The following is an 11,955-nucleotide window of genomic DNA, read 5'->3' on the forward strand; positions in this document are numbered from 1 at the left end:
CCGAGAGTTCTCGATTGTGATGACGTGGTTCAAGTGCGCAGCCGGCTCAAACCGCCGCCGCCGCCGGCGTCATCGCACCGGCGGATTCCTGGGCGCCGGACCTTCCGGCATCGATGGCAGTGGACGTCGCCGCCTCGTTGAAGCTTTCATCCGCGCCGTAGATCGCCCGCGCGGCGGCGGTCGTCAGCTCTTCAGGCGAGCCGTCGAACACGATGAACCCGTCGCGCATGCCGATGACCCGGTCGCAATAACTGCGTGCCGTATCGAGCGTGTGCAGGTTGCAGATGACGATCTTGTTGTCGCGCTCGTGGATCTGGCGCAGGGCATCCATAACGATCTTGGCGTTCATCGGATCGAGCGAGGCGATCGGCTCGTCGGCGAGGATCATGTGAGGGTCCTGCATCAGGGCGCGGGCGATGGCAACGCGCTGCTGCTGGCCGCCGGACAGCTCCTCCGCGCGTTTGGTTGCCTCCTGGGAAATGCCCAGGCGGTCGAGCGCGGCGAGCGCGGCGTTTACATCGTCGGCGCTGAAGACGTTGAAGAGGCTCTTGAACGTGCCGTGGCCGTTCAACCGCCCGAGCATGACGTTGGTCACCACGTCGAGGCGCGGCACCAGGTTGAACTGCTGGAAGACCATGGCGCAGTCGCGCTGCCAGCGGCGCATCATGCCGCCCGTCAGCCGCAGGATGTCCCGGTCCTCGAACAGGATCTTTCCGGAGCTTGCCGGAGTCAGGCGGTTGATCATGCGCAGCAGGGTCGATTTGCCGGCGCCCGAGCGGCCGATAACACCCACCATCTGCGGCTTGCCGATATTAAAACTCACCCTGTTGACCGCGGTCCGAGACCCGAAGGTCTTGGTCACTTCCTGAAACTGAATCACGTGCCGGCCCCGTCCGTGTTTGTTCGTCGTTCCCGGCGACATGAGCCATCGGACCGTTACAGCCGGATGACACTTCCTTGACGGCACGGCCAAAGATTTGTGACGCTTGGGTGACGCCTGCGCCGCCGGCCCGGAAAAATTCAGGAAAACGGGGAAGTTCCGCCATGCGGCCGGAGCTTTGATGACGGCCTGAGCGCAAGCCCCGAATGCGTTTTTCTGCCCAGAGGATCGCAAGGATTGCCGAACGGGCATCTTTCAGATCCAGGTCTTCAATATCGCTCCGCTTCTCCAGATGGTGAATCAGTCATCCTCCCGTCACAGAACTGTCACTCCCCTTGTCGCCCCGACCGGTAAAAGGCTCTAAACCTTCCCTGCCGATAGTGATGGAGTTCCCATGTCTGCCCCGAGCCAGAAGCCTTCCCTGAGCGAAGCCGCCAATATTCACCCGGAGGCGCATGTCCTTGATTGCGAGCTTGGCATCTGGACGGAGGTCGGCGCGCGGACGGACATGCGCGAAAGCCGGATGGGGGACTATTCCTATATCGTCCAGGACGGGGACGTGATCTGGTCGACCATCGGCAAATTCTGCTCCATTGCCCGGCGCGTGCGCCTCAATCCCGGCAATCACGCGACCTGGCGCGCCTCCCAGCATCACTTCACCTACCGCGCGGCTGCCTACGGGCTGGGCGAGGACGATGCCGAGTTCTTCCAATGGCGGAAGGACGACTGGGTGACCATCGGGCATGACGTGTGGATCGGGCACAACGTCACCGTTCTTGCCGGCGTCACCATCGGCACCGGCGCGATCGTCGCGGCAGGCGCAGTGGTCTCCAGGGACGTGGCACCCTATACGGTGGTCGGCGGTGTCGCGGCCAGGCCGATCAAGCGCCGCTTCACCGAAGCCCAGGCGGAGGCTCTCATGGAGATTGCATGGTGGGACTGGAGCCACGAGCAGCTGAAGGACCGGCTGCCGGATTTTCGCCAATTGTCGATCGACGGCTTTATCGAGAAATACCGCTGAGGCGGTCTCCCGGCGGGCGAAAGTGATCTCTTTCAGCGCATGACGGTTTCAAACCGGCGCCCGACTGCGCTAAAATCGGCCCATGTCAGTTGAGACCGCAGTGCTGCAAAACAACCTCGGCCCGTCCTTGCGACGATGGCGGGTGCTGAACCGCGTCAAGCAGCAGGCCCTGGCACGGGACCTCGGCGTCTCGCAAAGCAAGGTTTCCCGCTGGGAGAGCGGCGCGGCGGAACCGGAAGGGGCCGACCGCCTGAGGATCACGCAGCTGTTGCGCGCCCGGCCCGAAACCGCTGCGGACCGGGCTCTTCTGGAGCTGGTCTCCAATGCCGCAGGTCCGGTCCACCTGGTCTGCGATCTCACCCACAGACTGCTGGCGCTCTCTCCTGCCCGCGCGCGGGAGTGGCATGTGCCGGTTGCCGACTTTCTGAACCGGCCGCTGTGGCGCTTCGCGACGCAGAGCATCCGGTCCAATGAATATCAGCTGACCGAGCATGGCTGGTTCGAGCCGTTCGGACCGGACGTCTGCTTCAGGACGGAACGCGCCGACTTTGCAGAGATGACCATCCCCGATAGCTGGATCAGGATCTCGCGCCTGCCGCTTTCCGACGGCAGCTTCGCCCGGCTGGTGCGCGAGGAGCCGCACGGCCCGGCAACCGCCAACTGAACGCGGGAGCTCCTTGCATAAAATATTCACCGCCTCGATCACGCCGCTGCCGCCGGCTAGTCTTGCGGGCATGACAAAGACGGTAACTCCTCCCCCATTCACGAACAAAATGAACGACAAGAGACTCACAGGCATCCTGGAGTTTCTCCAGGCGGCCGAGCAGCTCAAGGATACGATCCGTTCCGGCTCGACCCGCAAGGGCCGGCCGGAAAGCACCGCCGAGCACAGCTGGCGGCTGGCCCTGCTCGTCCTGCTGCTTGAAAGGGACCTGCGCGGCGTCGACTTCCCGAAGCTTTTGAAGCTGTGCCTGGTCCACGATCTCGGCGAAGCTATTTCCGGCGATATTCCGGCCCCGGACCAGAAGCCGGGAGACGACCGGCAGGAGCGGGAAAGGCGCGACTTCCAGACCCTCTGCGCGCCCCTTCCCCGGGATCTGGCGGAAAGCCTCACCGCCCTTTGGGACGAATATGCACAGGCACAAACGGTGGAAGCGCGGTTCGCCAAGGCGCTCGACAAGACGGAAACCATTCTCCAGCACCAGCTGATGCCGCCGCCCAGCGTGGGTTTTTACGAGTTCAACCTGACCTATGGACGCGAACATACGGACTATCATCCTCTGACACGCCAGATCCGCCAGCAGGCGGACGAAGGCACGCTGGCCCTGATCAGGTCACTTGAAAGCAAGCCGGCCTGATCCGCTCGGCGGACGAACACCTTGACCGGGCCGCACTGGGCGTTACCCTCCTGGACGCCCGGCCAGGACCGGGCGTCCTGCAACGTGTCGGCGAAACTGGAGGAGCCCCATGTACACGATCCTGCCCCGCAGCCAGGGCGCCGTCCTGGGCGTCGAGCTCAGCGGCAAAATGGATATGGCCCAGGAGCAGGCGCTGATAGCCGTCGCGGAGGAGCTGATCGAGGAGCATGGCAAGATCAGCGTTCTTATCGTGGTCGGCGATGATGTGGGGCTCTCATATGAAGCGGCAATGGCCGACATCAAATGGGTGCTCGCCAACATGCAGCACCTGAAGAAGCTTGCCATCGTCACCGACAGCAACCTGCTGGCCACGCTGGTGGCCGTGGACGCCACCTTTGCGAAGATGGTCGGCATCGCGGAAAAGCATTTCGATAAAAGGCAGATCGAAGCCGCGTGGAAGTGGATCGAAGAGGGGCAGTAAGGAGACTGTCCTTGAGGGAACCTGAGCATTTGTTTCCGGGCGACATCCTCAAGTCCGGCGACACGCTGTCAGTCCTATGGGAACGGTGTCCGATTAGGGAAATCAGGCGCCCACGAGCACTTCGTCGCTCAGGAAGGCGCATTGCTTCACCCTGCCCTGGCTGACTTCGATCATGTGCCCCTGGGGAACCTCCATCCAGCAGTCGCGGGCCTTGTCGAGCGGCTCGGAAACCACCATCACGCCGTCGCCGAATTCACGGTAGTAGAGCGTCGGGGCAAGATTGTCGGACGCGTAGCGGGCGGCATAGAGGGTCTCGCCATCCGACCAGGCGGCTGCAAAGCGCATATGCGGCGTGGAGCCGGCATACCGGGAAAGGGCTTCGGCCTCGCTGACCGCCCGCGCCATGGCCGCCCGAGGATGCAGATTGAGCCCGTAGGCCAGCGCGACGAGGAACACACTCTCGCTGTCGGTCCCGCCCATGCGGCCGCGGTAGAGATCGTCCGGGATCATGTTGTCGAGACGCCGGCGCACCTTGTCGTAGCCGCCGACCTGGCCGTTATGCATGAAGGTCCAGCGGTCGAATGTGAACGGGTGGCAATTGTCGCGTGTCGTGGCCGTTCCGGTGGAGGCGCGCACATGGGCAAGGAAATGGCCGGAGCGGATGTGCCGGGCGATCTGAAGCAGGTTCGGGTCCGACCAGGCGGGGCGCACGTCCTTGTAGAGGCACGGCGTCTGCCGGTCGCCATACCAGGCGACGCCGAAACCGTCCGCGTTCACGGCCGTCTTGCACGACAAGGCATTGCGGCTTTGGTCGATGAGCGAATGCTCCGGGTCGCAGATCACTTCCTCAAGATATTTGGGAGCCCCGCTCCAAGCAGCCCAGCGGCACATCTTTTACCGGTTTCCTTCACGCAGCATGTTGCATTGCCTTGAACCGTGCGGTGGTTTCATCGCACGCGTAACTGTCGGCAACGGGGTATGGATTGCACGCAAGATCGTCGACGGCCGCGATGATCCTGTCTGCCTTTTCCGCCGTCATGAGAATGGAAAAACTGAGTCTCGTCCAGCCGGGTTTCCTGAGTTCCTCACCGGAAAGTATGCCGGCCCTCAAGGCGTCCGATTGCTCCTTGCCTATGCCGAGCAGCCGGTGGGCATAGGGACCGGCGCAGGCGCAGCCCCCACGGGCCTGAATGCCGTGGAGGTCGGACAGCATCCTGGTGACCAGCTGCTGGTGGATATAGCCGCCCCGCTCCAGGTCCCGCACCCGGAAGGAAAACACCGGCAGGGCATGCGAAGCGCGGGGATTGCCGAGGATTTCGATCGCCGGATTGGACTGCCAGACGGCCAGCGCCTCCGCCCGCCGGAGGGCGTTCTGCCCGTTCATCCACTCCTGGCCGATGGCTTCCTTCACGAGGAAGACCAGGGCGGTCCGGATATCGCCGACGACGTTGGGCGTGCCGGCCTCCTCGCGGGCCGCGACATCGGCCGTGTAGTCATGGTTCCAGGGCGAGACGAAGCGGACCGTGCCGCCGCCCGGGAAAACGGGCGTGTCGATTTTCACGGCGCCCTTGCGGACGATCATCACGCCGGATGCTGCCGGGCCGCCGATAAACTTGTGCGGCGAAACGACAATGGCGTCCTTCTGAACATCCGTGCCTGATTTCATGTCGATCGGCAGATAGGGGCCCGAGCCGGCGCAGTCCCAGACGCTCAGGGCGCCATAACGCTTCAAAAGGCGGGTCACAGCCTCGTCGTCCGTAACGATGCCGGTGACGTTGGACATCATGGAAAAGGCGCCGACGACCAGGCGCTCCTTGCCGGCCTTGCGCAGGACCTCCTCGAGTTCGGCAAGATCAGGGCCGCCGTCGGCGGCTTCACCGATTTCGACGACTTCGGCGCCGCTTTCCCGCCAGGGCAGAATGTCCGAATGGTGTTCGTAGGGTCCGAGGATAACAAGCGGATTTTCACCGCGCCCGGCAGCTCCCGAAACGCCGAGCAGGTGCACCAGGCGGTTTATGCCGGCCGTCGCCCCGGCCCCGCAAAAGACCGTTGCACAGGTGTCGTCAGCTCCGCAGATCCGCGCGATCTCCGCGCGGGCGGCTTCGCGCATGCGGGTCATGGCGCTGCCGCAGAATGAAGCTTCGGTGTGGCTGTTGGCATAGACCGGCAGGACTTCTTCCAGCACAAATTCCTCGATCTGGCGCAAGGCACGGCCGGAGGCGACATAGTCGGCATAGATCAGTTCGCGCTCGCCAAACGGGCCGGAGATGGAGATCCCCTCGCCGATCAGCCCCGCGCGCAAGCGGGCGATCAGGTCGGGACCTTCCAGGTTTTGCTTGAAATGATCGAGTGCGGTGCCGCTTTGCGGGATCATTTTATTCTCCGAATCTCAGTATCCAGATCATACGACCCTTCGATGTATAATTTCTTTACCTATTTTGATTGCCTGGCGTCTGATATTGTGTCAAATGAACGAGTATGGAGAAAAAATTCGATCATATTGACCGCGCATTGCTGCGCGCCCTTCAACGGGACGCCCGCCTTTCGCAACGCGAGCTTGCCGACGCGGTGGGACTTTCCCAGAACGCCTGCTGGCGCCGGTTGAAGGCGCTCCACGAAAGCGGGTTGATCGAAGGTCATACGGTGCGGCTCAATCCGCAACGGCTCGGGCTGAACCTGACCGTGTTCGTGATGGTCCGCACCCGGCACCACTCCAAGGACTGGCTGCAGGCATTCCGCAACGAAGTGGTGGCGATCCCGAACATAATCGATTTCTACCGGATTGCCGGGGACTACGATTACATGCTGAAGGTCGTGGCGGAGGACATGAATGCCTTCGACGGGATCTATCAGCGCCTGATCGAAAAGGTCGACCTGGACACGGTCACCTCCTACATGACCATGGAGGCGATCGCGGATGCCCGCGACCTGCCGATTTAGACGACATCCTTAGGGTACCGTCCCCTGCGCTCAACGCCGACGGCCGCCGCCACCGCGCGCCCCACCACCACCTGACCGGCGTTGCGGAGAAGCCTGCGGCCGTGACTGCTGGACGCTGCGCTGCCGGTTGACCTGGCTGTTGCCGGTGGACCTGGCCTGCCGGTCGCTGCTCAGATGTGCAGGGGCCTGCTTTCTTTGTGCCGGACGCGCCGCGGGCTGCTGCTGAGGCCGTTGAGCCGGCCTTTGGACACTCGGCTGCTGGGCCGGACGCTGCACGTTCGGCCTCTGGCCGGCCGGCAGATTAGTCGCACGGTCGCCGGCGGGCCTGTTCGCAATCGCAGCGCCAGCACCTGCTCCTATGGCAGCGCCCGCACCGATGTCACCGGATCGGTCCTGCAGATTTTCCCGTGATGGCGCGGCAACGTCTCCCCAGCGTCCACCCTCGAATTTCTGCCAGTTCTCCCCGTCCCTGCGATAGACCGAGCCGTCCTGCCCGGCAAATACGTCGCTCCGGCGATCCAGATTGGCCAGGCGGCCGGCATTGCCGTCCTGTTTCCAACGCTGTGCCGCGTCTGTCTGGATAGCGCTCGTGCGCGACCACTCGGGTCCGGTCACGACCTTGCCGCCCCAGGAGCCGTAGATACCGCGAGCACCGCCCACGATGACGCGATTGCCGGTGCGCGGATTATAGGCGCTGATGAACCCGGCGGTCCCGCGCGGTCCGCTGATCGCTCCGCCGCGGATATAGCCGCCTGTACGCGGATTGTAGACCCCGCCCCCGGCGATGCCGCGAAGCGGCCCATAGGCATACCCATAGCGGCCGAAGGTGCCGCGGACCGGATTGTAGAAGGCGCCGATGCCGTAGGAGACCGGCCGCGGAAAGTAGATCGGGCGCAGTCCCGGCCGGTACCAGGGCCTGTAATACCATCCAGTTCCATAGACGAAGGTTCCCCAGGCCAGGAAGCCGGTCAGGTAGCCCATCGTGTAACCGAACCAGACGGCATCCGGCTCGGTCTCGTAAATGCGCACATATGTCGTGTTGTAGACCGGTGAGGACGGCGGAATAGTGTAGATCTCCTCCGGCACCGAGGTTGCCACCTGGAACGGGCCTTCAGGGTTGTCGCCGACAAACCAGACACCATCCTGAAGCACGTAATACCTTGCCCCGACCTGGATGACCTGATCGGACGTGTTCACCGCGTAGGCGAGCGTTGTGCCCTCGATCGGCTCGAATTCCGGATCGCCGGCGTAGGAGACATCGGCGCTGAGCGAGCCCAGTTTCACGCGCGCCGTGGTCGGAATGCTGGCCTTCAGCCGCGCCTGCTCTGCCTCCGACGAGCCCGGAACGGAGGCGCGCACCGAATAATAAGGCGCGTCTTCCGGCAAGTTCCGGAAGTCTGCCGGCATGTCGGGCGTCGTGAATGTCCAGGGACCGTCCAGGGACGCCGACCGGAACCAGCGTCCCGACAAGAGGATGTACCAGGTGGATGCGGATTTCAGGAAAAACACGTCGCTGTCCGTGTTCGACGCCCATTCAAGATCAGTGCCTTCGACCGGCTCCAGCTTCGGCTCGCCCTCAAAGACGATCATTTCGGCGGGCTTGTCGGAATAGATCACCCTTGGGGGCTGATCGTCCGGGAAGGGCTCCGCCGGGATTGCTTGTCTTGTCTCGCTCCAGTTGTCATCGTCGGGCAGGGATTCGATCAGATCCGGCAGGTCCGTGACAGGGCTCCACCCGGAGGAAATGTCCTTCGTTTTCATCCAGGACGTCTCGTCGCGCAGGTAGAACTCGGACGTCTCGTCGATCTTCAGGATGTCCCAGTTGGTGTTGACCACGAAACTCAGGCCCTCAACGCCCTTGACCGGAGCCAGGATCGGTTCGCCGTCGATCTGCACCAGGATGGCCGGTTCGTTTGAGACGAAGATCGGCGGCGCTTTGGCATTCAGGCCCTCAACGTCTTCCATCCGCTGATATTCGGCCAAGCCGGCGGTGACGCGGTCTTCCTTTACGGTGATCGAGCCCGTCGGCATGATCTTGCCGACCTGCAGGGAGAGATCTGTCAGCGACGCGCGATCGAGTGCGGAAAAGTCCAGTTGCGTCACCTGGATCCCGCTGACGTCGACCTCACCGTTTTCAGTGTCGGCCACGGTCGATCCGCTGATGCCGATCACGCCGAAAACGGGTGTCGCATCCTTGTCCTTCACATATTCGGCGGCCACGAGCGCGCTGAGCGTCTTGAAGTCCTTCCACTCGGTGTATTGCGGCTGATAGAGGATGAGCGTCGCCCCGCCGTCGGTACGATAGGAGCGCGGCCAGCCGGTACCTTCTTCAGCTTCCGTCAACTGAAGATACTTGCCGCTGACGAACCCGTTCTGGCCGTTGAAACTGATGGAACACCAGGCACCGCTGTCGTCGCAGTTTTGCAGCTCTACTTGGGTACCGTCCGGGACGGTGCCAAGTGTTCCGTAGCCGGTCCCCGGCCCCTGGCGGAAGTTCACGTTGGCGGTGGTGACGGCCGGTGCCGCGAGAACGCCGTTTATGAATACGGTTTGGACAATCAGTGCTGAGGATAAAAGAACGGATATTGTCTTACGCATGGGATCCTCCGGGAGGCGGAGCAAGAATTGGGTGGACAACTGTACCACTGGTTGCCACGAATGGCTGCAATCGAAACAGCCGTAATGGCAGATTGTGATCATGCGCACTGGCCGCGCAAATCGACTTGCCTATACTCGCCCCACCAGTCACGTCATCCTCGATGCGGCATCCGGTGCTTGTTCGATGGACGACCTTTTGAACCCGGGAGATTAACGTTGCGAACGTCGCGCTATGCCTTGACCGCCGGACTGGCTTGCCTGAGCATCGCCGCTCTTGCCGCCTTCCATCCCTCTGAGGCCCGGGCGGAAATCTTCTATTGCGAGAGCACCCGAGGGACGAATGGCGGCGCCAAGTACTGCAACTTTCTGCTGTTCGACAATGCATTCACCCGGCATCGGCAGATCGTAGTCGCCCAGGGCGCGCGCCGGGAGGTGGCGCTCAACGGGCGCTATGACATTTTCTGCGTTCTCGTGCAGAACCATACCGGCGTGCCCGAGAATATCGCCTACCGGAAACAGCAGTGCCGCAAGACGGACACCGGACGGGAATACAAGGTGCCGATCAAGGCGCTCAACATGCGCCGCGGCCGCGACGGGTTCAGCACCGATGAGATCGGCAGCCATTTGCCGCAAGAGGGCTGGTAGGTTTCGCTCGAAGTACGCGGCGTGACTTACGCCACGCCGGAAGGGCCTGGTCTCGGTCAGCAGGCGAGCGAGGAGATCGTCCGCCCCGTCATCAGGACGGCCTGACCCGTGCGGGCCGACAGCTGGGCGGCAAGGCCCATCTCGACCGCGCGGCGGCCGTCGTCGAGCGTCACTTCCGGCCGCTCGAGCTCGCCGCGAACGACGGCGACGAACCTCTCGTGCTGATAAAAGGTGGACCCGTTGTGATCGCCTGCGTGGAGGATTGTCGGGTCGACCGGAACGTCCATCCGGCGCGGTCCCTTCGGAGTGCGCGGCGACACGACCAGGTGCGGCATCGGCAACTCGCCGAGTTCCGCTGGCCAGAACCGCTCTGGACCGGGCACGAAGGCTTCGATTTTGCCTTTCGGCCCGACCGCGGAGACCTCTTCCTGGTAGCGTGACCCTTCCGCGAACATGCACAGTTCCAGCATGGCGCGGGAGCCGTTTTCGAAGTCGACGATTACGTAGCCGTTGTCGAGAATGTCCGGCTGTTCGCCGTCATAGATCTCATCCTTGTGGTTGGCATCCTGACCGGCGGAGGCCATGATCTCGAACCGGCTCGCACTTCATGATCAGGCGCATCAGGTCGAAGAAATGGCAGCATTTTTCGACGAATGTGCCGCCTGAATAGCGGTTGAAACGGTTCCAGGCGCCCACCTTGTCCAGGAACGGGTAGCGGTGCTCGCGGATGGTGAGCATCCTGATGCCGCCAGTCGCCTCGTCGGCCTGCCGGATGAGGGCGGCGATCGGCGGCATGTAGCGGTATTCCATGGCGATCCAGACCGGCGCCGGATAGCCGGCCCTGAAGGCCTCCAGCTCGGCCAGGTCCTTCGGATCGGTGAAAAGCGGCTTTTCGACCAGCAGCGGCAGCGGACGCCTCCGGCGGATCTCTTCCATCTGCGGAACATGGCAGTGGTTGGGGCTGGCAATCAGGATGCAGTCAATCTCCTCCACATCCAGCAACTCGGAGACGGACCCGACGAACACGGCATCCGGCGCGAACTGCGAGGCGGCACTGGCCATTGCGGCGTCCGGCTCGAAGATCGCGGTCACTTCCGTATAGGGCAAAAGAGCGATATTGCGCAGATGCTCCTGGCCCATCATTCCGCAGCCTATCACACCGTATCTTACCTTTGCAGGCATCTAATCCTCCACAAGAGGCAGGGTCTTTTCACCCGCCTATTTCAGTCGCTGAACGTAATGCGCCCTGTCGGTATCGAACCATGTCCGCGAGTATTCGACCGGTTTGGGCCGGTCCGCCCAGCTGAACCGTTCGATGTAACCCGTGACCGTTCCCGGCGCCTTGGAAAACACCTCTGGCGCCCAGGCGGGCACCTCCTTGATCGTCACCCTGTCTTCAGCGCGAACGATCCAGAAGCCGAGTTGCTTCTGGTAATAGCGGTAGAGCGAATCGGAGAGCTGGTCCCGCCTGACGAAGCCTGAGTCGCCGTCGAGCCAGATCTCCTCGACCGCGATCATGACATCATTTAGATATCGAAGCCGACGAATCCGGGTGCCCTCCGCGCTGGTGCCGAAGGCCGGAAGAACGTCCGGCTTGGCCATGCGCTCCACGTTGAGGACATCCGCCCGCGGCAGACCGCCCCCCGTCAGAAGCTCCAGGCGGAACATCGCATAGACGCTCTCATGGGCCCCGCCCTGGCGTATGTAGTTTCCCGAACCCTGGATCCGCTCGAGTAAGCCTTTTTCCGTAAGGTCGGCCAGAGCCTTGCGCAGGGTGCCGATCGATATTCCCAGCTCCTCCGCCATGTCGCGCTCGGGCGGCAGACGCTCGCCGTCGATCAGCCGTCCGGCGGCGATATCCCTGATCAAAAGTTCGCTTATCTGCACATAGAGTGGCAGGGCGTTGGAGTTTTGCGAGGCGGTCGGCATGCGTTTCTGAGGACCCGAATTCAAAATTGATACACTATTGATTTACATCAAATCGGGTGATATGCAAGAGGAAATTCGAAGGCGAAGTGAAGCCAATCGAAAA

Annotated in this window: 13 protein-coding genes; 6 read left to right on the forward strand and 7 right to left on the reverse strand. The window is 62.6% G+C overall.

Going from position 1 to position 11,955, the window contains the following annotated elements:
- Window positions 1–46 precede the first annotated feature (46 nt).
- Window positions 47–880 (reverse strand): phosphonate ABC transporter ATP-binding protein, encoded by an 834-nt coding sequence (gene phnC, locus ON753_RS13335; RefSeq protein WP_265963127.1) that lies wholly within the window; start codon window positions 878–880, stop codon window positions 47–49.
- 394 nt (window positions 881–1,274) lie between these two features.
- On the opposite strand from phnC, the gene ON753_RS13340 reads away from it, so the two are divergent.
- The 4 genes from ON753_RS13340 (at window position 1,275) to ON753_RS13355 (ending at window position 3,740) form a co-directional block, all read left to right on the forward strand.
- Complete coding sequence (locus ON753_RS13340) at window positions 1,275–1,901, forward strand: DapH/DapD/GlmU-related protein (RefSeq protein ID WP_265963128.1); 627 nt, start codon at window positions 1,275–1,277, stop codon at window positions 1,899–1,901.
- Between the two features lie 82 nt (window positions 1,902–1,983).
- Window positions 1,984–2,565: a helix-turn-helix domain-containing protein gene (locus ON753_RS13345; RefSeq protein WP_265963129.1), complete on the forward strand. Its 582-nt coding sequence runs from the start codon at window positions 1,984–1,986 to the stop codon at window positions 2,563–2,565.
- Window positions 2,566–2,674: 109 nt separating this feature from the next.
- Window positions 2,675–3,259 (forward strand): HD domain-containing protein, encoded by a 585-nt coding sequence (locus ON753_RS13350; RefSeq protein ID WP_265963130.1) that lies wholly within the window; start codon window positions 2,675–2,677, stop codon window positions 3,257–3,259.
- A gap of 109 nt (window positions 3,260–3,368) precedes the next feature.
- Window positions 3,369–3,740 (forward strand): SpoIIAA family protein, encoded by a 372-nt coding sequence (locus ON753_RS13355; protein ID WP_265963131.1) that lies wholly within the window; start codon window positions 3,369–3,371, stop codon window positions 3,738–3,740.
- A 102-nt stretch (window positions 3,741–3,842) separates the two neighbouring features.
- On the opposite strand, the gene ON753_RS13360 is transcribed toward ON753_RS13355, so the two are convergent.
- A complete protein-coding gene (locus ON753_RS13360) occupies window positions 3,843–4,631 on the reverse strand; it encodes a class II glutamine amidotransferase (protein WP_265963132.1) in 789 nt (262 codons plus the stop codon).
- A gap of 16 nt (window positions 4,632–4,647) precedes the next feature.
- The gene (locus ON753_RS13365; RefSeq protein WP_265963133.1) at window positions 4,648–6,114 is read right to left on the reverse strand and encodes an aminotransferase class V-fold PLP-dependent enzyme; all 1,467 of its coding nucleotides are present in this window, start codon (window positions 6,112–6,114) and stop codon (window positions 4,648–4,650) included.
- Window positions 6,115–6,218: 104 nt separating this feature from the next.
- On the opposite strand from ON753_RS13365, the gene ON753_RS13370 reads away from it, so the two are divergent.
- On the forward strand, window positions 6,219–6,680 hold the full coding sequence (locus tag ON753_RS13370; RefSeq protein ID WP_265963134.1) for an Lrp/AsnC family transcriptional regulator: 462 nt from the start codon (window positions 6,219–6,221) through the stop codon (window positions 6,678–6,680).
- A gap of 30 nt (window positions 6,681–6,710) precedes the next feature.
- Here the strand turns inward: ON753_RS13370 and ON753_RS13375 are convergent, their stop codons facing one another.
- Window positions 6,711–9,278, reverse strand: coding sequence for an SH3 domain-containing protein (locus ON753_RS13375; protein ID WP_265963135.1), 2,568 nt, complete (start codon window positions 9,276–9,278; stop codon window positions 6,711–6,713).
- Between the two features lie 216 nt (window positions 9,279–9,494).
- On the opposite strand from ON753_RS13375, the gene ON753_RS13380 reads away from it, so the two are divergent.
- Entirely contained in the window at window positions 9,495–9,923 is a 429-nt protein-coding gene (locus ON753_RS13380) for a hypothetical protein (protein WP_265963136.1), read from the forward strand.
- A 56-nt stretch (window positions 9,924–9,979) separates the two neighbouring features.
- Here the strand turns inward: ON753_RS13380 and ON753_RS26875 are convergent, their stop codons facing one another.
- The 3 genes from ON753_RS26875 to ON753_RS13390 are packed head-to-tail and all read right to left on the reverse strand — an operon-like array spanning window position 9,980 to window position 11,852.
- Window positions 9,980–10,507: a Gfo/Idh/MocA family oxidoreductase gene (locus tag ON753_RS26875; RefSeq protein ID WP_470424746.1), complete on the reverse strand. Its 528-nt coding sequence runs from the start codon at window positions 10,505–10,507 to the stop codon at window positions 9,980–9,982.
- Window positions 10,470–11,105 (reverse strand): Gfo/Idh/MocA family protein, encoded by a 636-nt coding sequence (locus tag ON753_RS26880; RefSeq protein WP_470424747.1) that lies wholly within the window; start codon window positions 11,103–11,105, stop codon window positions 10,470–10,472. Before ON753_RS26880 ends, ON753_RS26875 begins: the two co-directional genes overlap by 38 nt.
- A 36-nt stretch (window positions 11,106–11,141) precedes the next feature.
- On the reverse strand, window positions 11,142–11,852 hold the full coding sequence (locus ON753_RS13390; protein ID WP_265963137.1) for a GntR family transcriptional regulator: 711 nt from the start codon (window positions 11,850–11,852) through the stop codon (window positions 11,142–11,144).
- Window positions 11,853–11,955: the final 103 nt, after the last annotated feature.

This window comes from Roseibium salinum (assembly GCF_026240905.1).
Taxonomy (GTDB): domain Bacteria; phylum Pseudomonadota; class Alphaproteobacteria; order Rhizobiales; family Stappiaceae; genus Roseibium; species Roseibium salinum.

Bases quoted from the DNA above. Each gene is read 5' to 3' on its own strand.
- ON753_RS13340 (WP_265963128.1), top strand. From the start codon at position 1,275: ATGTCTGCCCCGAGCCAGAAGCCTTCCCTGAGCGAAGCCGCCAATATT.
- ON753_RS13345 (WP_265963129.1), top strand. From the start codon at position 1,984: ATGTCAGTTGAGACCGCAGTGCTGCAAAACAACCTCGGCCCGTCCTTG.
- ON753_RS13350 (WP_265963130.1), top strand. From the start codon at position 2,675: ATGAACGACAAGAGACTCACAGGCATCCTGGAGTTTCTCCAGGCGGCC.
- ON753_RS13355 (WP_265963131.1), top strand. From the start codon at position 3,369: ATGTACACGATCCTGCCCCGCAGCCAGGGCGCCGTCCTGGGCGTCGAG.
- ON753_RS13360 (WP_265963132.1), bottom strand. From the start codon at position 4,631: ATGTGCCGCTGGGCTGCTTGGAGCGGGGCTCCCAAATATCTTGAGGAA.
- ON753_RS13365 (WP_265963133.1), bottom strand. From the start codon at position 6,114: ATGATCCCGCAAAGCGGCACCGCACTCGATCATTTCAAGCAAAACCTG.
- ON753_RS13370 (WP_265963134.1), top strand. From the start codon at position 6,219: ATGGAGAAAAAATTCGATCATATTGACCGCGCATTGCTGCGCGCCCTT.
- ON753_RS13375 (WP_265963135.1), bottom strand. From the start codon at position 9,278: ATGCGTAAGACAATATCCGTTCTTTTATCCTCAGCACTGATTGTCCAA.
- ON753_RS26875 (WP_470424746.1), bottom strand. From the start codon at position 10,507: ATGGCCTCCGCCGGTCAGGATGCCAACCACAAGGATGAGATCTATGAC.
- ON753_RS26880 (WP_470424747.1), bottom strand. From the start codon at position 11,105: ATGCCTGCAAAGGTAAGATACGGTGTGATAGGCTGCGGAATGATGGGC.
- ON753_RS13390 (WP_265963137.1), bottom strand. From the start codon at position 11,852: ATGCCGACCGCCTCGCAAAACTCCAACGCCCTGCCACTCTATGTGCAG.